This window comes from Niveispirillum sp. GW835-FHT14G11 (genome assembly GCF_058793615.1).
Genome location: NZ_JBXAFZ010000010.1, coordinates 306305 through 326453, shown reverse-complemented (window position 1 = coordinate 326453; position 20149 = coordinate 306305). Strand labels below are relative to the sequence as shown.

The following is a 20149-nucleotide window of genomic DNA, read 5'->3' as shown; positions in this document are numbered from 1 at the left end:
CGGAGAGCGCGAAAATACGTATGCAGATGATTGCTGCGTTGCGACGCATACGTATTCACTTGCCAGGGCCCCATGAAGCCGTGATGGCAGGCACTGAACCGGTGATTTCCGGGCCGTCGGCAGGGGCGGAAAATACGCACGCATGCATTTCAAACTGGCACCCAGGCCGATCCGGCGGCATCATCGGCGCCCGGAATGAGATTGAGGACAAAGGGCGGCATGGGTAAGGCGGGCTGGGGGCTGGCATCTCTGACGGCGGGACTGGCGCTGGTGCTTGCCGCCGGGCCGGTAGCCGCACAGGTGTCGGGCGGCGCCGCCGGCAATGGCAGCACCCAAGGCAATGGCTCCACCGCCCGCGCACTGGTCACCATCATCGGTGAGTTGAGCTATCGCGAGCGCATCGCCCTGCCGCCGGGGTCCGTACTGCTGGTCACCCTGGCCGAACAGGGCGGCGGCGATCCGGCCGCCCCGGCCCTGGCAAGGCAGACCATCGATCTGGCCGGCCAGCAGGTGCCGCTGCGCTTCCGCCTGACGGCGGCGGCGGCCAAGCTGAAGGCCGGCGTGCGCTATGCGCTGCGCGCCGTCATCCAGGACGCCCAGGGTCAGCCGCTCTGGTCCATCCAGAGCGCCCATGTCGTCGATCCCGGCCAGAGCCTGCATAATCTGGGCATGCTGTGGCTGACGCGGGCCACCCCACCCGCCCCCACCGCGCAAGAGACCGGCCCGGCCCTGCGCCCGCCCGGCACCGTGTACCTGTGCGGGGAGCGGCAGGTGGTGGCGCTGTATGAGGAGGATGGGCTGGAACTGGCGCTGGATGGGGCCACGCTGCGGCTGGAGCAGGGATTCTCCGCGTCCGGTGCCCGCTATGCCGGGGCGATGGCGGACGGGCGGGAGGTCGGTTTCTGGAGCAAGGGGCGCAATGCGCGCCTGTCCATCGCCGGGGAGGCGGAAACCGCCTGCGCCCAGTCGGAATTCGCCGAGGACGCGCAAGCCGGCCTTTACGAGGCGCGGGGCCGCGCGCCTGACTGGACCCTGCGCATCGGACCGGAGCGTCTGGACCTCGTGAGATCCGGCACAGTAACCTCACAAATCGCCCAGATCGCCGTGCCCGAACGCCAGCTGCTGGCCGATGGCCACCGCTATGTGGCGCGCCTGGGCGAGGGGGAGTTGAGGGTGACCATCAACCCCGGCCTGTGCCTGGATGGGCGCACCCGCACCCCCTTCCCCGACAAGGTTTTGGTGGAGGCCGACGGCGAGGTGCTGACCGGCTGCGGCGGGTCGGCATCGGCCTTCCTGACCCAGGGTGGGGACTGGAAGGTGACGGCGCTGAACGGCCAGCCGGTGCCCGATGCCGGCCTGTCCATGCGCTTTTCCGGCCAGGGAGAGGTCAGCGGCCATGCCGGCTGCAACCGCTTCACCGCCCGCTACCGCGCCGACGCCAACGGTCTGACCATCGCCGGGCGCAGTGCCGCCAGCACAATGATGGCCTGCCCGCGCGAGGTGATGCTGCGCGAACAGAGCCTGCTGTCGGCCCTGCGCAGCATCCAGCGCCATACGGTGGAGGCGGACGGGACGCTGGTCCTGTCCGGGCTGGACGATACGGAGATCCGGCTGCGGCGGTAGGGGTGGTCATTCCGCTTCCTTGTCGCGCTTGATCAGCCCGGTCAGCGCCACCACGGTCAGGGTGGTCAGCACCCAGCCCATGATGATGTGGATGTAGAGGTAGAAGAGCAGCCACCAACCCGCCTTGTCCTTCTGCAACGTGTCGATGGGGCTGGGGCTCCAGGCGCGTTCCTGGCCCAGGTCGATCAGGGGAACCAGCGTGTCGAAGGAATACCAGAAGGCGCTGAAGGGCGTGTATTCGGGCGGCAGCGTGTAGTTGATCCCGTGGGGGGGCGCGGGTGCCGGAAGCGGGTTCAGGATGCTGCGGGTCTGGTTCGCGCTGATGAAGACGGGATCGGCCGGCTTGATCAGTCCTGGACCACCATAGGGAGTCGGGGCGCCCCACCCGAACAGCAATGTGCCGATAGCCAGCAGGATGACCAGCCATCCGACACCACGCCAGGGGCGGTAGCCGTAGCCGACGAACAGATCGAAAAGTCGCGTCCAGAACCAGACCCAGGCCGCCTTTGCCCACCAGAAGCAGGCGTTCCATTTTCCAGGCCGCTTGCGATACGACTTGATCCGATGCTTGCTACGCGCCTGCTCCTTTGCCAATCCCACAGCTACCGTGCCAGCGTCATCACCGGCAGCCCGCAGAACACGGGCGAGAGTGTGATAGGGACCGGGCCGAAAATCATCCCCCTGGGCCGCCTGTATCCAGGCGATGCGGGTGGTGCTGTCGGTCTTCATCGCTTCGTCAGCGAAGAAGGCATCATAGGTGAAATGGTTTAGGAAAATCCGACCTGCTCCCGTGCAGGACCAGCCTTTTCCATCCCACGCGTCCCACCATTGGCCGGTAGAGACATGGGACAGGTTCAGCACACCGGTCCAACCCGATGGCCGCCAATCCAGGAGTCCGTCGATGCGGGCACTTGAAAGGACGACATCGCCATTCATCTTGAAGCCATCACGGCAGAACAGATCGCCAGTCACTTGCATATTGTCAGCCTGCAGCGCAATGCCGCCATTGCCGTCGAGCATGGCGCCGTCGAACTCGACATTGCCGCCAATCCGGGCACCGAGGAGACGGGTCTCGCCCTTGTTTGTGTAGAAGTAGCGACAGTATAGGCCGCCCTTCACCCGTATGCCGTCAGCATTCAGCGCGGCAGCGCCGCCGCCGTCCAGCATGGCACCGTTGAACTCGGCATTGCCTCCAATGCTGGCACCGAGGAGACGGACCTCCCCCTTGCTGGTGAAGCCATCCCGGCATAACAGGTTAGCTACCACGTCCATGTGATCAGAGACCAACGCGGCACCGCCATTGCCGTCCAGCTTAGCGTTGTCAAACTCGGCATTGCTGCCGATCTGGGCACCGGGGAAACGAACCATACCTTTGCTCGTGAAGCCGCCCCGGCAGAACAGAGCGCCCTCCACCTGTATGCCGTCAGCGTTCAGCGCGACACCGCCATTGCCATCCAGCATGGCGCCGTCGAATTCGGCGGTACCGCCGATCCTCGCCCCAGGTAGACGGACCTCCCCCTTGCTGGTGAAGCCGCCCCGGCAGAGCAGGCTGCCCGTCACCTGTATGCCGTCAGCGTTCAACGCGGCACCGCCATTACCGTCCAGCCTGGCGCTTATGAAATCGGCAGTACCGCCGATCCTGGCACCAAGGAGACGGACCTCCCCCTTGCTGGTGAAGCCGCTCCGGCAGAACAAGCCGCCCGACACCTGTATGCCGTCAGCGTTCAACGCGGCAGCGTCCTTGCCATCCAGCGTGGCGCCGTCGAACACAGTATTGCCGACGATCCGGGCGCCAAGGAGACGGACGGGCCCTTTGCTGGTGAAGCCGTCGCGGCAGAACAGGTCGCCCGTCACCTGTATGCCGTCAGCGTTCAACGCGGCAGCGCCGCTGCCGTCCAGCGCAGCGCCGCTGAAATCGGCGGCACCGCCGATCCGGGCACCGGGGAGACAGACCGCCCCCTTGCTGGTGAAGCCGGCGCGGCAGAACAGATTCCCCTGCAGGTTAAGCCCATCTCCGCCCAATCCCAGTGCCAGGTGGCTGCCAATCAGATAGAGGGCGGGAAAGCGGGCGTGCCGAACATTCAATTTCTGTTCGATATGGCATTGCCGCAGCGACACCGGAACCTGACCAGTGCCGAAGGACATATCAAATTCACCGACGATTCGGGCGCCACAGATTTCAACCCCGCGTGGATCGGCCAGGACATCATCCCAAAGCCCAAGACAGAGGCTGCTCACCGTGCTGGCGCGGATGATGGGCATTGTTTCCACGAAAACGGGATCGGCCAGTTGTGCCGGTGTCGGGGTGACATCTCCCGCATACCAAATACCTCCCTCCCGCACCGCCTGGATCAAGACTTGATCATTGTCCGGCAGGTCGGTGGGGGCGTTGGGCATGGTTCATTCCCAGAGGTGGCATGAACCGATTTTCACACACCTTCAGGCACCGGACAATCAGACGCTTGGACAGGGCGGCAGCGTTCCGCCTGTTCTCGCAGGTTCCCGCCTCCCCGGCTTGTCACCCATAGGCGCTAAGATTGGATGTTCTCATTACCGCAGAGGCCCCCTCTACCGTCACCCATGCTGCGGCCGGGGTGACGGTAGGGTGAGCGGAATCGGTCTGCTCAATCACCTGCCGTGGCGCCGATGGGTGACAAGCTGGGGAGGAGGTGCTGCAGGCCATGGGCCGGGCCTGGCCCGTGGAAGGCAAGGAAGAGCGCTATGCCGCCTGAGGAACGCCGGGGGGCGGGCGGGCGGCGGTTCCCCCCGATCCTTCATCCCGGCGCCAAGCCTATGGGCGCTAAAATAGATGTGTGATGGCCTTGATATCCCTCGCTCCATCGTCATCCCGGCGCCAAGCCGGGACCCAGGGGCCAAGCGCCCGACCTCTCGGCAGCGTCGATCCCGGCAGGGGGATGGGTTTGAACCTGTGGCCCCTGGGTCCCGGCTTGCGCCGGGATGACGGGAGAAAGGGTCGGGAACGATGGTGCCTAGCCCTATCTTAGCGCCCATGGGCCCGCCGCCCGTCAGGGCCAACGCCCCCTCACGGAAAGGCCACCGTCACGAACGCCGCCACGCGCCCGCCGCACAGGCAGCCGGGTTCGTCCGTCAGGTTGGTGTCTGTATAGGCGATGGCGAAGGTAGCGGGGGCCAGGGCGTAGGACAGTTCCAGGCCCCAATCCCAATAGCCGGGGCCGGCCCGGTCATGGTCGCGGTATCCCTGATGGCCCAGATGCGGCGACAGGGCGAAACGGTCGGCAAATGGCACCGTGACGCCGATCCGCTTGTACAGGGCGGCACCGGCGCCGCCATCATCGGGGCTGTAGATCAGTTCGGCTTCCCATTGATGGGTTTCCATATCCAGCGCCCCGGCCAGGGCGAATTCCCACAGATCCAGCCCGGCGCGGGCGGGGGCGCCGACATAATGGGTGTGGGCGGCCGCGGCCAGCAGGGCCCAATCGTCGCCATCCCATTCATACCCGGCGACGGCATTCAGCTCCGCATCCGTGCCATCGTCAAAATCCACCATGGAACCGTCCAGCGCCAGGAACAGGCCGTTCCCCTGCGTCCAGGTCAGGCCGCCCTGCAGGGCGGCGTGGCCGTGGGAGTTGGACAGGCCGCGATCGACATAATCACTGGTGATACCGACCGTACCTTCGATATCCGCCCGGGCCGGCAATGCCCACAGGCAAGCCACCAGCACCGATGCCATCAAAAACCGAACCATCCATCTGCCCCTGTTCTTCTTGGCTTTGCGCCGGGCAGGATACCCAAATGAAAAGGGCAATAGGAGTCATTGATTTGGGTATTGAATGATATTTACTGCTGTATAGTGATAGTTATTAGCATATTGAACGGAAATGATTTCGATTTTCAATATCAATTCTTGGGATTACTCCGTTTCATGCACCCTCAGGCGCCGGGCGGGCGCATCCGCGCCCTCGGGCGCGCGGCATGGGCCGCGCGGCGGCGGTCGCCGCCGTACCATCGGCCATAAATAGGGCCGATGGTATTATTCCGGCTCCCGCCCGAACAAGGGCGGCGGCACCTGATCGCGGGCCGGGCGCAGGACGATGTTGCTGGTCACGCGGCTGACGCCCAGCTCGGCATCGTCCATCCAGCTCTGGGTCAGTTCCTGATAGGCGTCGATATCGCGGCAGATCAGCTTGGCGATATAGTCGAACTCGCCACTGACCTCAAAACATTCCACCACTTCCGGCGTGTGGGCCAGACGGCGTTCGAACAGCAGCCGTTCATTGCGGCCATGATGCTCCATGGCGATCTGGGTCAGCACGGTGATGCAGCTTTGCAGCTTGCGGATATCCAGCACGGCCTGATAGCCGACGATCAACCCTTCCCGCTCCAGCCGCCGCACCCGTTCCAGGCACGGTCGCGCCGACAGGCCCACCCGTTCCGACAGGGCCTGATTGGTGATGCGGCCATCGGCCTGAAGTTCGGCCAGGATGCGCAGATCGATCTGGTCAAGGGTGCGACGCATGGGAGGGTCTGGATTGTCTCGGCTGTCGCCAGCCTAGCAGGGCCGGAGCCCATTTCCAAATTCAGGGATCGGGTGACGGCGGAAAAGCCGGGTAATGCCAATGGCGTGAGTCACACGCCATTGGAGGCCGGCGACCGCCGGCCCAGCGCGCGTGCGCCGCAAGCCAAGCCGCCAGATGGCGGCGCCCGGCGACTGAGGGAACATAAAACGGAAATCTTCACGCCACCAGGGCCGCCTGCCCCTGCCGCCCTGCCATGAAGCCGGCCAGCAGATGTTCCACCACCTGGGCGGTGCGGTTGCCCACATCCTGCGGGGCGGCATATTCGACGATGTCCAGAGAGTGCACGAGGCCGCTGGCGCCCAGCAGGTGGAGGGATTCCAGCGCCTCCGTCAGCATCAGGCCGCCGGGCACGGGCGTGCCGACGCCGGGCGCCACAATCGGGTCCAGCGCGTCGATATCGAAGCTGACATGGACATGGCCGCCGCCGGCCGCGTGAATGCGGGCGATGGTGTGGGCCACCAGGGCGGCCAGGCCGCGTTCACGCACATATTCCATCTCGTGGAACTCAATGCCGGTGCGGCGCAGATTGTCGCGCTCGCCGGCATCGATGTCGCGCACGCCGAACTGCACCAGACGGTCGGGCCGCAGCAGCGGTGTGAAGGCGCCGACCCGCAGCAAGGCCGGATGGCCGATGCCGCAGGCCAGGGCCGCCGGGTAGCCATGGGTGTTGCCCGACGGCGAGGTTTCCGGCGTGTTGAAATCCGGATGGGCATCAAACCACAGCACGTAGAAATTCCGGCCTTCCGCCCGTGCATGTGCGGCGGCGGCGGCGATGGAGCCCAAGGCCATGGCATGGTCGCCCCCCACCATCACCGGCAGGCCGCCATCGGCCAGCACCCCGGCCACCGCGTCGCGCACGCCGCTGCACCAGGCAGCGGTTTCGGTCACGGAGCGGCTGCCCGTATCATCGCGCCCGCCATCATAGGCGGGGCCGCGCACATCGCCACGGTCGACCAGACCCAGGCGGGGGAGCAGCCCGGCGGCCCGCAGCGCGGCCGGCCCCTGCGCCGCCCCGCACCCGACATTGCCAACATCCGTGGGCGCCCCGATGAAACCGTACCAGCCGCTCATGTTTTTATCCTTGTCTGTTTCTCAGTATATGAGGGATTCAGAGTCTGCCGGTTCATGGCCTGCACTTATCGCCTCCCCGGCGAAGGCCGGGGCCCAGGGTCAGGGGCTCAACCTTTCAGCAGCTTTGATCCAGGCAGCGTGGAGGTTGGTCTTGTGGCCCCTGGGCCCCGGCCTTCGCCGGGGAGGCGGGAAAAGCAATTTCAACAGGTTGCTCTTACATCCTCACTTCTCAGCGAACCTTGCCCGTCAGCGTCGCCAAAGTGTCGGCGAACCGGTCGATAGCCCAGTCCAGATCCTCGCGGGCAATCACCAGCGGCGGGGCGAAGCGGATGGTGGTGTCGTGGGTTTCCTTGGACAGCACACCCTGTTGCATCAGCAGCTCGCAGACATGGCGGGCCGTGGCCACGGCGGGATCGATCTCCACCCCCAGCCACAGGCCCCTGCCCCGCACGGCGCTGATGGCCGGGCTGTTCAGGCCCTGCAGCCGCGCCATCATATGGGCGCCCAGCTCCGCCGACCGCTGCACCAGCCCTTCATCCTCGATCACCTCCAGCGCCGCCAGACCCACGGCGGCGGCCAGCGGGCTGCCGCCGAAGGTGGAGCCGTGGCTGCCGGGGCCGAACATGTCGATCACGTCGCGCCGCGCCACGAAGGCGGAGACGGGCATGACGCCGCCGCCCAGTGCCTTGCCCAGGCACAGCCCGTCGGGGCGGATGCCCTCATGCTGATGCGCGAACCAATGGCCGGTGCGGCCCAGGCCGGACTGGATCTCATCCAGGATCAGCAGCACATTGTGGCGGTCACAGATCGCGCGCAGACGACGCAGATAGCCATCGGGCGGCACGATGATCCCGGCCTCCCCCTGGATCGGTTCCACCAGGATGGCGGCGGTGTTGGGGGTGATGGCCGCTTCCATGGCGTCGGCATCGCCGAAGGGGATGATGCGGAAGCCCGCCGCGAAGGGGCCGAACCCGTCGCGATAGGCCTCTTCCGACGAGAAGCCGACGATGGTGGTGGTGCGGCCGTGGAAATTGCCCTCAGCCACCAGGATCTCGGCCTGGTCCTTGGCCACGCCCTTTACGCGATAGGCCCAGCGGCGGGCGGCCTTGATCGCCGTCTCCACCGCCTCGGCCCCGGTATTCATCGGGCAGGCGCCATCCAGCCCGGTCAGCCGGCACAGCCGTTCCAGGAACGGGCCCAGCCGGTCGGAATGGAAGGCGCGGGAGATGACGGCGACGCGCGACGCCTGCTCCGTCAGGGCTGCCAGGATGCGGGGGTGACCATGGCCGGTATTGACGGCGGAATAGGCGGCCATCATGTCCAGATAGCGCCGCCCCTCCCCGTCCCACATCCAGGCCCCCTCGGCGCGGGTGATCACCACGGGCAGCGGCTTGTAATTCTGCGCGCACCAGCGCTTTTCAACAGCGATCGCGTCGGCTTCGATGCTGGCTCGCACATCCATGATCATCTCCCGGTTCTCAATCTCTTCCCCTTCAGCATGGCAGGCGGATACAGCCGAAACGGCTGATCTTTCACGCGGCGACGACAGGAATGGGGCGGCGGGCAGGGGTGGCGCAGCCGACTCTGTGTGACGTCACACAGCGCGCATTGGACCCGTGCATCCCGGCACAGTAACGTCCCCTGTGTGACGTCACACAGGGGACGTCTTTTGCGTTACAGTGACAGAATTCCAGGGGAGTACCGCTGACGGCCATTGACGTGGGTCGAGATTTGAGACAATTCTCAAAGCCTCAAATCCCCCCTTCTGGACGGGTGCCATGACCCCCGATGAACTGCGCCAATTCCGTGAGACCCGTGGCGAGAGCCAGGCCGCCTTCGCCATGTGGGTGAATACCAAGCTGGGCCGGAAATATGACAATGCCACCATCAGCCGCTGGGAATCGGGGGCGGAGCGCCTGCCCGTGCGGGTGGCGGAGTTCCTGGCCGCCGCCAGCCAGCGCGTCGCCACCATCATCGCCGTCGCCAACCAGAAGGGCGGGGTGGGCAAGACCACCACCACCCTGAACCTGGGCTATGCGCTGGGCGAGCTGAGCAAGCGGGTGCTGATCGTCGATGCCGACCAGCAGGCCACAGCCACCGAAGGGTCGGGCATCGACCCGCTGGAGGTGCAGGACCGCAAGGGCGGGCTGGAGGATGTGCTGTTCGGCGAGACGACGATGGCCGAGGCCATCGTCAAATGCGACGGCTATGACCTGCTGCCCTGTACCATCGCCCTGGCCGAGGCGCAGATCAAGATCCTGCTGGACCCGGATGACGGCCGCTATGTGCTGCGCGAGAAGCTGTCGGAAGTGCTGCGCGATTATGATTACATCGTCATCGACTGCCCGCCGGAACTGGCGCTGATTACCGTGACGGCGCTGATCGCCGCCGACTATCTGCTGATCCCCACCAAGGCCAGCCGGTATGATGTGCGCGGCATCCCCTTGATTTTTGACACAGTATCGAAGATCCAGCGCCGCCAGAACCCCAGCCTGAAGGTGCTGGGCGTGCTGCCCACCATGTTCAACCGCAATTACGCGGTGGAGCAGCAGGTGTTGGCCGACCTGCAGGAGAGCCTGGGCGACAAGGCGCGCATCTTCCCGCCCGTCCCGCGCTCCACGGAGATCGACCAGGCAACCTATGCCGGGGCCGTGCCGTTGAAGATGCTGCCCAAGAGCCACCCGATCGGGGTTTACCGCACCCTGGCCCAGGAGATCGTCAATGGTTAAGAACTGGCGCAAGCCCGCTGCGCAGCCCGCCCAGCAGCCGGCAATGGTGGCAAAATCCATCGGCGAGAGCCTGGATCGGCCCGGCGCGGATCTGATCTTCGGCACGGCCGATGGCCTGCGCGACACGGTGCTGCTGCGGCTGACCGACATTGAGCCAAATCCCAATCAACCGCGCCGTCATTTTGATGAGGAGGAGCTGCAGGCACTCAGCTTCTCCCTGCGCGAGGTCGGGCAGCTGTCGCCCATCCTGGTGCAGGCCCATCCGACCACGCCCAAGCGCTTCCTGCTGATCGCCGGCGAGCGGCGGTGGCGGGCGGCCGCCATGGCCGGCCTGACCCGGATCATGGCCCATATCCTGCCCACCGATGCCAATACCGACCAGATCGCCCTGATCGAGAATTTGCAGCGTGTCGACCTGTCGCCGGTGGAAGAGGCGGAGGGCATCCGCCGCCTGATCGAGACGCATGAATATAATCAGGAGGCGGTGGGCGACCTGCTGGGCCGGTCGCGCACAGAGGTCAACACCACCCTGACCCTGCTGAAGCTGGAGCCCAGCATCCTCAACGAATGTGTGACGTCACACCATGACGTGCCCAAGGCCGTGCTGCTGGAACTGGCGCGGATGGAGGAAATTGACCAATTGAGCCTATGGCTCAAGGTCAAGAAGGACGGACTGACGGCACGCGAGGCCCGGGAATACCGCGCCCGCCTGCAGCGCCCGCCGGTGCCGGCCAAGGACCCGAGCGCGGCCAGGCCGGTGACGCCCAAGAAGTTCATCGCCGGCCTGGGAAAGCTGGAAGAGAGCCTTTCGGCGGGCATCGAGGCGGTGGAAGACAAGGGTGCGGCCAAGTTGAAGCCCGAGGAACGGGCCCGGCTGGCGCTGCTGCGATCACGGCTGGCGGAGATGGCGGAGCGGCTGGACGGTTTGTTGGGCCCGTGAAGTTTGGCATAGTATCGTCGCCCGATGGTCAATAGGCTCATGTGTCAGCCATCATGAGGGGCTGATCATGTTGGTGCCGTAGCGCCCGTAGGTCAGGTCGAGCGGAGCGAGCCCTGACAAGCGACAGTGCCTTTTGAACGTCAGGGCTCGCTTCGCTCGACCTGACCTACGGCACTGGCCTACGGTGCCCCCATGATCAGCCCCGCAGGCCCTTGGCCACATCCTCGGCCACCAGGGCGATCCAGCGGGTGATGTTTTCAGGTGCGGTGGCGGCGCGCATGTCGGGGGCGCCCAGGGACTGGGCCTTGCGGTACCATTTGGCGCGCACGGCATAGGGTTCGCCCGACAGGAACATCAGGGCCCGCTGTTCGGTGGCGGACAGGGGTGCGGGTTCCGATCCCACCGGGGTCAGGCGGACGGGGGTGGAGGCGGCGGGGTGCAGCTTTTCCAGCCAGGCGCGGAAGGCGGCGGACGGGTTGCGGCACGGTTCCTTCTGGCGCATGGCCCATTCGGCCCAGCTGAAGATGGCGGTCTGCATGTCCACATCGGGATACTGCGCCACCAGCTCATCAATCACCGCCAGCGACACGCGCTGGATCAGGCCCAAGGTGCCGGCGGGACCACGCTCCCGGTCGGTGCGGCCATCCTCCAGGTCGGGCGTGTTCTGGTCACGCGTCGCCGCAGACGTGCCGCGTCCCACGGGGGCCTTGGCAAATTCGGTGATGCGGGCGGTGGCCACCAGTTCACTGTTCGATTTCTTCTTCACATCGAACAGCAGCTTTTCCACCTTGCGGCCGCGACCGTTGGAACGGATTTCCTGATAGGCGATGACCAGACCGGACAGTTCATTGATCTCACTGACCGCAGGGTCGAGCACCCGGCGCTGGAAATGCGCATAGTTGGGCATCTTGTCGGTGCAGCCCAAACTGTCGCGCAGATCGTCCAGGGCCACGTCCCAGCGCGGTTCCCGCAGATTGACCCTGAGGCTCAACAGCTCATACAGGGCGAGTGAGTATTTGGAAGAGAACTGGGCACAGATGGCCAGATGGATGCGGGCCCAGGCGCCGGGCTTGGCCAGAACCGGCCGCAGCTTCGGCGGAAATTCCCATTCGGCATAGCCGGCCCCGCGCGGCAGGGCACGGAAGGAGAGCAGGGGCGAGCCACCTTCTTTCAGCTGCTGGTCAGCCTCGCTCCAATACGGGAAGCGCACCAGGGTCTGCATCAGCCGGTCGAAGGATTGGCGCAGACGGACATTGTTGCTTTCGGTATCATCGCCGATGGCGCGGCGCAGATCGGCGGTCGAGGCACGGAACGGCGGCAGGGGGGCGTCGGCGTCGGACAGCTTGTCCCAGCTATAGGCCAGCAACACGTTGAAAAGCTTGCGATCCGCCAGGGTCAGACCGTTGCCGGTCTCCATCACCTCGATCTGGGTGCGCGGCTTGGGCAGGGTCGGGTCGGTGGACAGGTCCAGGACATTGCCCGTGATGCGCGGCCGGGCCATCTCTGGTTTTACCGCATTCGCCTGCGCCGCCATCTGTTCCCCCGACCGGGCACCGTTTCAGTGCCAAAGAGCTTGTGAGGCTTGTCACTGTGACAGAGCATCACCACAGGGGCACAGGATCAAGCGGGAATCATCGGGCCCGTAAGAGACGGCACAGTAAGGACTGGAATCATCGATTCTCACCCGTGCATTCCGGCACAGTGATGGGGCTTGAGGATCGGGGCAACCGTGAGCTTTGGCACAGGATGGAGAAGAGGGCGGGAATCGATGGGGAATCGAGCCCGTGCATTTTGGCACAGAATGGCGGGCGAGGGCCGTGACATCCGGCACAGAAAGCGGGGCAGGGACCGCAAGCAGGGTGCCGGGGGCATTGTGGCCGTGCAATCCGGCACAGAGAAGGCCCGGAAAGCCGCGCAAATGCTTGATTCTCAAAGGCACTTGAGGATGGACCCGTGCGATCCGGCACAGGATTGAGGGCGAGCCCGTGAGATCTGGCCCGCAAATCCGGGCGAAACGGCACAGCAAGCCGAGAGAAGTGGCACAAGGACTCGGGCGAATTGGCACAGAGAGCCGGGTCCGGTGGCACAGGAAGCGGGGTTAAGGGCTTGGGTTTACTGGAGAAAAGGGCCCCTGAACAATGAATCCTGAAAGGATGGAATCAACAGAACAGGGGGTTGAGGGTAATTTGAGGCAATTGGGGAAAGGAAAGGGTTGCTGCTGATCCTGAACCTACCGTCATCCCGGCGAAAGCCGGGACCCAGGGGCCAAGCGCCCAACTTTACGGCAGCTTGGATCAATACCGCGTCGAAGTTAGATCTTGTAGCCCCTGGGTCCCGGCTTTCGCCGGGATGACGGTGGTGTTTACGACAGCCTTGGCGGCCCAACATTGTCGTTTCCCAGCCCCCATCACCGTCCCTTCAGCTCCCGGTCGAAGAACGCCTTGGTGGACAGGTAGTAATGCGCGGCGAGATCGGTGTCGTAGAAGCCGTGGCGCTCCCCGGGATAGAACATCATGTCGAAGGGCTTGCGGGCATGCTGCAGGGCAGCGGCCATGCGGACGGAGTTGTCCAGGAAGACATTGTCGTCGGCCATGCCATGGATCAGCAGCAGCGGCGTGGACAGCTTGTCGGCCAGTCTGGTGGCGTCGGCACGGTCATAGACGCCGCCCTTGGCATCGGGTTTGCCGATGAAACGCTCCGTATAGAACGTGTCATAGAGCTTCCAGTCGCTGACCGGGGCGGCGGCCACGCCGGCGGCATACAGATCGCCATGGCGCAGCAGGCTCATCAGCACATTGTAGCCGCCATAGGAATGGCCATAGATGCCGATCTTGTCGCCCTTGATGAAGGGCAAGGTCTTCAAGTAGGCCGCACCCAGGGCCTGGTCGTCGGGCTCCACCGTGCCGAAGGCATTATGGATCATGTCCAGGAATTTCTTGCCCTGGCCGGGCGTGCCGCGATTATCCAGCATGAAGACCACATAGCCGCTCTGGGCCAGGGCCTGCATGAACAGGGTCGTGCGGCTGCCCCACCCCTTGGTGACGACACGGGAGGTGGGGCCGCCATAGGTATAGATGATGGCCGGCGCCGGGTTGCCGGCATCCACGCCGGGCGGTTTCAGCATCGACCAGTGCAGAATGGCGCCGTCCGGGGCCTTCAGCGTGCCATAGACGGGCAGGATGTGGTTGGCCATGTAGGGGGCGTAAGCGTGGGTGCCCTCCACCTTGTTTTCCTGCAGCCAGGTCAGGACCTTGCCGTCACGGTCGCGCAAGGAAAGCTGCGGCGGCTGGGTGGGGCTGGAGAAGCTGTCCAGCCAGGCCCCGCCCTCGTCCGCCAGCACCGCGCCATGCCAGCCGGGGGCCTGTGACAGGCGGCGCGGGCTGCCGGCGTCGCGCCCGTCCAGGCGGGCCGTATAGACATGGCGTTCCAGCGGCCCTTCCTTCAAGGCCGTGAACATCACCTGCCCCGCCTTGACATTGACCCCGGCCAGCCCGTGCACAGGCCAGTCGCCGCGGGTGATGGCGTGCAGGCGCTTGCCATGGCGGTCATGCAGGTAGAGATGGCGCCAGCCGGTCTGCTCCGACGACCAGATGAAGCGGCCGTCGGACAGGAAATGCAGATCATCATGCAAATCCACCCAGGTGGATTTGGTATCGGTCAGCGCGATCCGGGTACGGCCGGTCTTCACATCGGCGAACAGCAGGTCCAGGCGCTTCTGGTCGCGGCTGATGCGCTGCACGGCCAGGCCGCCATCGGGCTTCCAGTGGACGCGGGCCAAGTAGATGTCGGGGTCGGGGCCCAGGTCGATGGAAACCGGCGGGGTGGCAGCGTCGATCGGGGCGACCAGCAGCTGGATGGCGACATTGGGGCCGCCGGCGAACGGATAGCGCTGGGGGATCACCTTCACCCCGTCGGCGCCGTAATCATAGCGGTTGACCAGCGGCACCTTGCTTTCATCGACGCGGGCATAGGCGATGGACTTGCCATCGCGCGACCACCAATAGCCGGTGTCGCGGTCCATCTCCTCCTGCGCCACGAACTCCGCCATGCCGTTCAGGATGCCGTCCTTGCCGCCATCCGTAGTCAGGGCGCGCTCGGCACCGGTGGCCAGGTCCTGGACATAGAGATTGCCGGCCCGCACATAGGCGACGCGGGTGCCGTCGGGACTGAATTTCGGGTCGGTTTCCGCCTCTTCCGTGCGGGTCAGGCGGCGGACCGGGCCATCCAGCGGCTTCAGCCAGATATCGCCCGACTTGGGCACCAGCACGGCCTTGCCCATTGCGTCCCAGACATATTCGGTCACGCCCGTTTCCGGGATGCGCTGGCGCTCGCGCCGTGCGCGCTCCTCCTCGCTCTCCGGCACGGCGGCGAATTCGGCGCTGTCCAGCAGCAGCACCGGCTTGCCCTGGGCCAGATCATAGGCCCAGAGGTCACGGCGGCTGGCATCGCTGGCGGCCTTTTCCAGATAGGTGACGCGGGTGCCGTCGGGGGAGAAGGCCACGCCGCGCGGGGCGGCACCGGACAAGGCCGGGCTGGCCACCACCCGTTCAATGGTCAACTGCTCGGCGGCGGCGGACAGGGGGACGAGGCTGGCCAGCAGCAGGGCGGTGAGGCGATGGCGCATGGATTGTTCTTTCTTGCTTGGCAGAAAACCGATTCCCTTGTCGCGCCGTGCCGGACGAAAGGCAATGGGGTGGGCGGGCTTGGTGGCGCATCTTGGCGCGTGATCTTGCTTCCATCGCCTTCCCGGCGAAGGCCGGGACCCAGGATCACCCGCCCGACCTTTCAGCAGCGTCGATGCAGGCAGCGTTGAGGGATGCGCTTGTGGCCCCGGGTCCCGGCCTTCGCCGGGAAGGCGACAAGAGGGTATTGGTCAATCTCCATCCCCCATCCGCGCTGCGAAGCCGCAGCCAAGCCCACGCCGGTAGCATTATTCGTCAACTATGCACATGGACAGCGAAAGGGGCTGGCGGACCCACCCCGTTTTCAGCCAATAAGACAGGGAAACGAAAGCCATCTGGGAGGATGGAATGGATGCCGTGCGGGCCGCCGAGGCGGCGACCGCCGATGCCATGGTCGACCTGCTGCTGTTCTGGCTGGACAGCCGGCCCTATGCCGTGCGCCTGGGCCAGGTGGAGCGGGTCGTGTCCATCGCCGCCTTCGCCCCCCTGCCGGGGGCGCCGTCCGTGGTGGCGGGTGTGATCAATATCGGCGGGCGCTTCCTGCCCGTGCTGGATGTGCGGGCCCGGCTGGGCTATGCCCCGCGCCCGCCCCGGCTGGAGGATGGGCTGGTGGTGGTGCGGCTGGCCGGCCGGTCGGTGGCCCTGTGGATCGACCGGGTGGAGGGAACCCTCCATCTGCCGGCCGACAGCCTGGTCCCGGCACAGAGCGTGGTGCCATCCGGCGGCTGGTTCGACGCGGTGACCGCCCTGCCCGGCGGCCCGGTCTTCATCCATGATGTTGACCGGTTCCTGTCGATGGACGAGGAAGCGGCCCTGGATCAGGCTCTGGCGCAGGGGGTGCGGTCGTGAATCAGACCGTGGCGACGACCAGCCTGATCGAGGAATTCAGCGGCTTTCTGGCCACGCGCATGGGCCTTCACTATCCGCCCGACCGCTGGGGCGACCTGGACCGCGCCGTCACGCAGATGGCAGCGGAGCTGGGTTATGCCGATGCCGATGCCTGCATGCGCCATTTCCTGTCGACCCCGGTGGATCGGGCGGAGATCGAGACGCTGGCCAGCTATCTGACCATCGGCGAGACCTATTTCTTCCGTGAGCCGGCCAGTTTCGACGCGCTGGCCACCCGCATCCTGCCCGGATTGATCACCCAGCGCCGTCAGGCGCACAGCCGTTACCTGCGCATCTGGAGTGCCGCCTGCTCCACGGGCGAGGAGGCCTATACGATGGCCATCCTGCTGGACCGGCTGATCCCGGACATCCGGCAGTGGAACATCACCATCCTGGCCACGGACATCAATCCGCGATCGCTGCGCAAGGCCATCGACGGGGTCTATGGCGAGTGGTCCTTCCGCGGCATCGACCCGGAGATCAAGAAGATCTATTTCGTGCCGCGCGGGTCGCGGTTCGAGATCGCGCCCCATATCCGCCGCATGGTCAGCTTCGCCTATCACAATCTGGCGGAGGATCTGTATCCGTCGGTGCATAACAACACCAACGGCATGGACATCATCTTCTGCCGCAATGTGCTGATGTATTTCAGCACGGACCGGGCGCGGCAGGTGGTGGGCGGGTTGCAGCATGCGCTGATCGATGGCGGCTGGCTGGTGGCGGCATCGGTGGAGGGATCGGCGGAACTGTTCGCGCCCCTTGCCAATATCGGCCTGAGCGACGCCACCATCTATCGCAAGGCCGTGTCGCCGCCGCTGGTGCCCTTCACCCTGCCGCCGCTGCCTGAATTCCCGGAGCCGCTGCCGCTGCCGCCGCCGGCCGTGGTGGAGCCGGAGCCGGCACCATCGCCGCTGGACCGGGCCCTGGCCTTGTACCAGAGCGGCGACAATGCCAGGGCCATCGCCCTGCTGCTGGACGATCCCGGCCTGGCCACCGACGGCAAGGCGCTGACCCTGCTGGCGCGGCTCTATGCCAATGAGGGGCGGCTGGACCTGGCGGACGAATGTTGCCGCCGCGCCCTGGCCGTGGACCGGCTGGCGCCGGAGCGCCATTACCTGCTGGCCATGATCCGCCAGGAATGCGGCGATCCGCGCGGGGCGGCCGACGCGCTGAAGCGGGCGCTGTTCCTGGACCCCGATTATATCCTGGCGCATGTGGCGCTGGCCGGGCTGGCGGTGGCGGAGGGGCGGCGGGCGGAGGCCCGGCGCTGTTATCGCAATGCCCTGACCCTGCTGGTGGCGCTGGACCCGGCCGATACATTGGCTGAGAGCGACGGGCTGACGGTCGGGCGCCTGATCGAGATCGTGCGCGTGGCCAGTGCGGAGGTGTCGGCATGAGTGCGCAAACCACAGACGGGGCCATCGACTGGGCCGGCATGCATGCCCGCATCAAGGCGGCCATGGACGGGCTGGAGCGCGGGTTCGAGCCCGATGCCGGCGAAGTGGAGCGCCGCCTGCGCGAGCGGGCAGCCCGGCTGGCCAGGGTCGGGGAGGTGCGCACGGCACCGGTGGACGAGATCCGTATCCTGGAGTTCGACATTGGCGGCCGCAGCCACGCGGTGGACAGCCGTTTCGTGCGCGAGGTCTGTGCCGGCATGACGCCGACGCGGGTGCCGCAGGCACCAAGCTGGGCGGCGGGCGTGGTGCATCTGCGCGGCGAGATCCTGACGGTGATGGATCTGGGCGCCCTGACCGGCAGTGGGGCCGCCGGGGACGGGGAAGGGCCGCTGGTGGTCCTGCACAGCCAGGGCCGGGCTATCGGGCTTGCCACCGACGCCATCCACGGCCTGCGGGCCGTGGCCCGGTCGGCGCTGGACCCGGTACCGTCGATGGCACAGGGCAATCGGCGGTTTTATCTGGGCGTGACGCAACAGGACGCGCTGGTGCTGGATGCCGGCGCGTTTTTCGAGGATGGTGCCCTGACGGGCACGGATGCGGACGGTGCGGCCGTGACGCGGGGGAGCTGACATGAAGATCACGGTGGGCAAGAAGATCTGGGGCTGCCTGGGGCTGTTGCTGCTGGTGGTGCTGGGCGTGGGCTGGGTGTCGCTGGACACCACCGCGCGGCTGAGCGAGGCGGCGCGGTGGAGCGAGCATTCCCATGAAGTCCAGAATCGACTGGGCAAGCTGCTGTCGGCCGTCCAGGATATCGAGACGGGTCAGCGCGGCTTCGTCATCACCGGCGACGAGAAGTTCCTGGAGCCCTATGATGACGGCCGGCAGGCGATGGAGACGGTCATCGCGGATATCCGGCGCATGACCAGCGACAATCCGGAACAGCAGCGCAACCTGGTTCGTGTGGAGCAGGCGGCCCGCAACCGGCTGACACAGGCCCAGATCCGCATCGACACGCGGCGCACCAGCGGGTTCGAGGCGGCCCGGCAGCAGGTGGCGGGGGACCAGGGCCGGCAGGCGATGCAGGAGTTCCGGGCCGCCATCGAGCAAATGCAGACGGTGGAAGCCCAGTTGCTGGCCGTTCGCGAGGCGGCCAAGCAGCAGAATACGCAGATCGCCAACATGGCGGTCATCGGCGGTGCGCTGCTGGCCGGCGTCATCGTGCTGCTGTCCGGCGTGTTCCTGTCCACCAACATCGTGGTGCCCTTGCGGGAGATCACGGTGATCGCGGAGCGCATCGGCCGTGGCGACCTGACCACGGAGATCCCGCCGCTGGTGCGCGACGACGAGGTGGGCATCCTCAACAACACCTTCCGCGACATGACCCGCGGTCTGCGCCAACTGGTCTTGGAACTGGTGGAGGGCGTGAACGTGCTGGGCACGGCCGGCAGCCAGATCGTCTCCACCACCGCCCAGGTGTCGGCATCGGCCGCGGAGACGGCGACGGCGCTGGCGGAGACCAGCTCCACCATGGAGGAGGTGCGCAAGACCTCCCAGCTGTCCACGGAAAAGGCCAAGCATGTGGCCGACACGGCCCAGGCCACGGCCCAGATCTCGTCCACCGGCAAGCGGGCCGTCGAACAGTCGGTGGCCGGCATCGGGCTGGTGCGCGAGCAGATCGGCGCCATCGCCGAGGCGGTGATCAAGCTGTCGGAACAGAGCCAGGCCATCGGCACCATCGTGGCCTCGGTCAATGATCTGGCCGAACAGTCCAACCTGCTGGCCGTCAACGCCGCCATCGAGGCGGCAAGGGCCGGGGAGCAGGGCAAGGGCTTCGTGGTGGTGGCCGCCGAGGTGAAGAGCCTGGCCGAACAGTCCAAGCAGGCCACCGCCCAGGTGCGCGCCATCCTGGGCGATATCCAGAAGGCCACGGCCACCGCCGTGCTGGCCGCCGAACAGGGCAGCAAGGCCGTGGATGCCGGCGTGAAACAGGCGCAGGAGGCCGGCCAGGCCATCGAGCGGCTGGCGCAGAACATCGCGCTGGCCACCCAGGCCAGCACCCAGATCGTGGCATCCAACCAGCAGCAGCAGGTGGGCATCGACCAGGTGGCCCTGGCCATGGACAGCATCCGCCAGGCCAGCAGCCAGAACACCATCGCCACCAAGCAGGCGGAGACGGCGGCCCATAACCTGAACGCGCTGGGCCACAAGCTGAAGTCGCTGGTCGGCCAGTACAAGGCGTGACCAGACCGGAGCGCTGCCC

Annotated in this window: 15 protein-coding genes; 8 read left to right on the top strand and 7 right to left on the bottom strand. The window is 66.1% G+C overall.

The features are described 5' to 3' along the window. Together AC1Q7F_RS19835 and AC1Q7F_RS19830 are read left to right on the top strand one after the other, a co-directional pair. Nucleotides 1–227: hypothetical protein (locus tag AC1Q7F_RS19835; protein ID WP_492510042.1), on the top strand; the 227-nt coding region annotated here is incomplete at its 5' end. Continuing rightward, entirely contained in the window at nt 220–1623 is a 1404-nt protein-coding gene (locus tag AC1Q7F_RS19830; protein ID WP_492510040.1) for an META domain-containing protein, read from the top strand. The genes AC1Q7F_RS19835 and AC1Q7F_RS19830, both read left to right, overlap by 8 nt. A 6-nt stretch (nt 1624–1629) precedes the next feature. Here the strand turns inward: AC1Q7F_RS19830 and AC1Q7F_RS19825 are convergent, their stop codons facing one another. From AC1Q7F_RS19825 to rocD, 5 genes are all read right to left on the bottom strand, one after another. Further along, nucleotides 1630–4020, bottom strand: coding sequence for a translocation/assembly module TamB domain-containing protein (locus tag AC1Q7F_RS19825; protein ID WP_492510038.1), 2391 nt, complete (start codon nt 4018–4020; stop codon nt 1630–1632). A 646-nt stretch (nt 4021–4666) separates the two neighbouring features. After that, on the bottom strand, nt 4667–5350 hold the full coding sequence (locus tag AC1Q7F_RS19820) for a TorF family putative porin (RefSeq protein ID WP_492510036.1): 684 nt from the start codon (nt 5348–5350) through the stop codon (nt 4667–4669). A gap of 285 nt (nt 5351–5635) precedes the next feature. Then, entirely contained in the window at nt 5636–6121 is a 486-nt protein-coding gene (locus AC1Q7F_RS19815; protein ID WP_492510034.1) for an Lrp/AsnC family transcriptional regulator, read from the bottom strand. Nucleotides 6122–6338: 217 nt separating this feature from the next. Next, nucleotides 6339–7253 (bottom strand): arginase, encoded by a 915-nt coding sequence (locus AC1Q7F_RS19810; protein ID WP_492510032.1) that lies wholly within the window; start codon nt 7251–7253, stop codon nt 6339–6341. A gap of 229 nt (nt 7254–7482) precedes the next feature. Further along, entirely contained in the window at nt 7483–8715 is a 1233-nt protein-coding gene (gene rocD / locus AC1Q7F_RS19805; RefSeq protein ID WP_492510030.1) for an ornithine--oxo-acid transaminase, read from the bottom strand. A gap of 316 nt (nt 8716–9031) precedes the next feature. Between rocD and AC1Q7F_RS19800 the strand changes: the two genes are divergently transcribed. Next, nucleotides 9032–9982: an AAA family ATPase gene (locus AC1Q7F_RS19800; protein WP_492510028.1), complete on the top strand. Its 951-nt coding sequence runs from the start codon at nt 9032–9034 to the stop codon at nt 9980–9982. Next, entirely contained in the window at nt 9975–10922 is a 948-nt protein-coding gene (locus AC1Q7F_RS19795) for a ParB/RepB/Spo0J family partition protein (protein ID WP_492510026.1), read from the top strand. The genes AC1Q7F_RS19800 and AC1Q7F_RS19795 overlap by 8 nt, the downstream gene beginning before the upstream one ends. A 196-nt stretch (nt 10923–11118) precedes the next feature. Here the strand turns inward: AC1Q7F_RS19795 and AC1Q7F_RS19790 are convergent, their stop codons facing one another. Beyond that, entirely contained in the window at nt 11119–12456 is a 1338-nt protein-coding gene (locus tag AC1Q7F_RS19790; RefSeq protein ID WP_492510024.1) for a replication initiation protein, read from the bottom strand. An 873-nt stretch (nt 12457–13329) separates the two neighbouring features. Next, nucleotides 13330–15546, bottom strand: coding sequence for a S9 family peptidase (locus AC1Q7F_RS19785; RefSeq protein WP_492510022.1), 2217 nt, complete (start codon nt 15544–15546; stop codon nt 13330–13332). Nucleotides 15547–15952: 406 nt separating this feature from the next. Here AC1Q7F_RS19785 and AC1Q7F_RS19780 point away from each other — a divergent pair, with 406 nt between their 5' ends. Genes AC1Q7F_RS19780 through AC1Q7F_RS19765 form a run of 4 tightly spaced genes read left to right on the top strand, consistent with a single transcriptional unit; the run spans nt 15953 to nt 20130 of the window. Continuing rightward, nucleotides 15953–16453, top strand: a complete 501-nt coding sequence (locus tag AC1Q7F_RS19780) for a chemotaxis protein CheW (protein WP_492510020.1) — start codon at nt 15953–15955, stop codon at nt 16451–16453. Further along, nucleotides 16450–17889 carry a CheR family methyltransferase gene (locus AC1Q7F_RS19775; protein ID WP_492510018.1) on the top strand — a complete coding sequence of 480 codons (1440 nt, stop codon included), beginning with the start codon at nt 16450–16452 and terminating at the stop codon, nt 17887–17889. The genes AC1Q7F_RS19780 and AC1Q7F_RS19775 overlap by 4 nt, the downstream gene beginning before the upstream one ends. Continuing rightward, nucleotides 17886–18518: a chemotaxis protein CheW gene (locus tag AC1Q7F_RS19770; RefSeq protein WP_492510016.1), complete on the top strand. Its 633-nt coding sequence runs from the start codon at nt 17886–17888 to the stop codon at nt 18516–18518. The genes AC1Q7F_RS19775 and AC1Q7F_RS19770 overlap by 4 nt, the downstream gene beginning before the upstream one ends. A 1-nt stretch (nt 18519) precedes the next feature. Continuing rightward, entirely contained in the window at nt 18520–20130 is a 1611-nt protein-coding gene (locus AC1Q7F_RS19765) for a methyl-accepting chemotaxis protein (RefSeq protein WP_492510014.1), read from the top strand. The last annotated feature ends 19 nt before the right edge of the window (nt 20131–20149 follow it).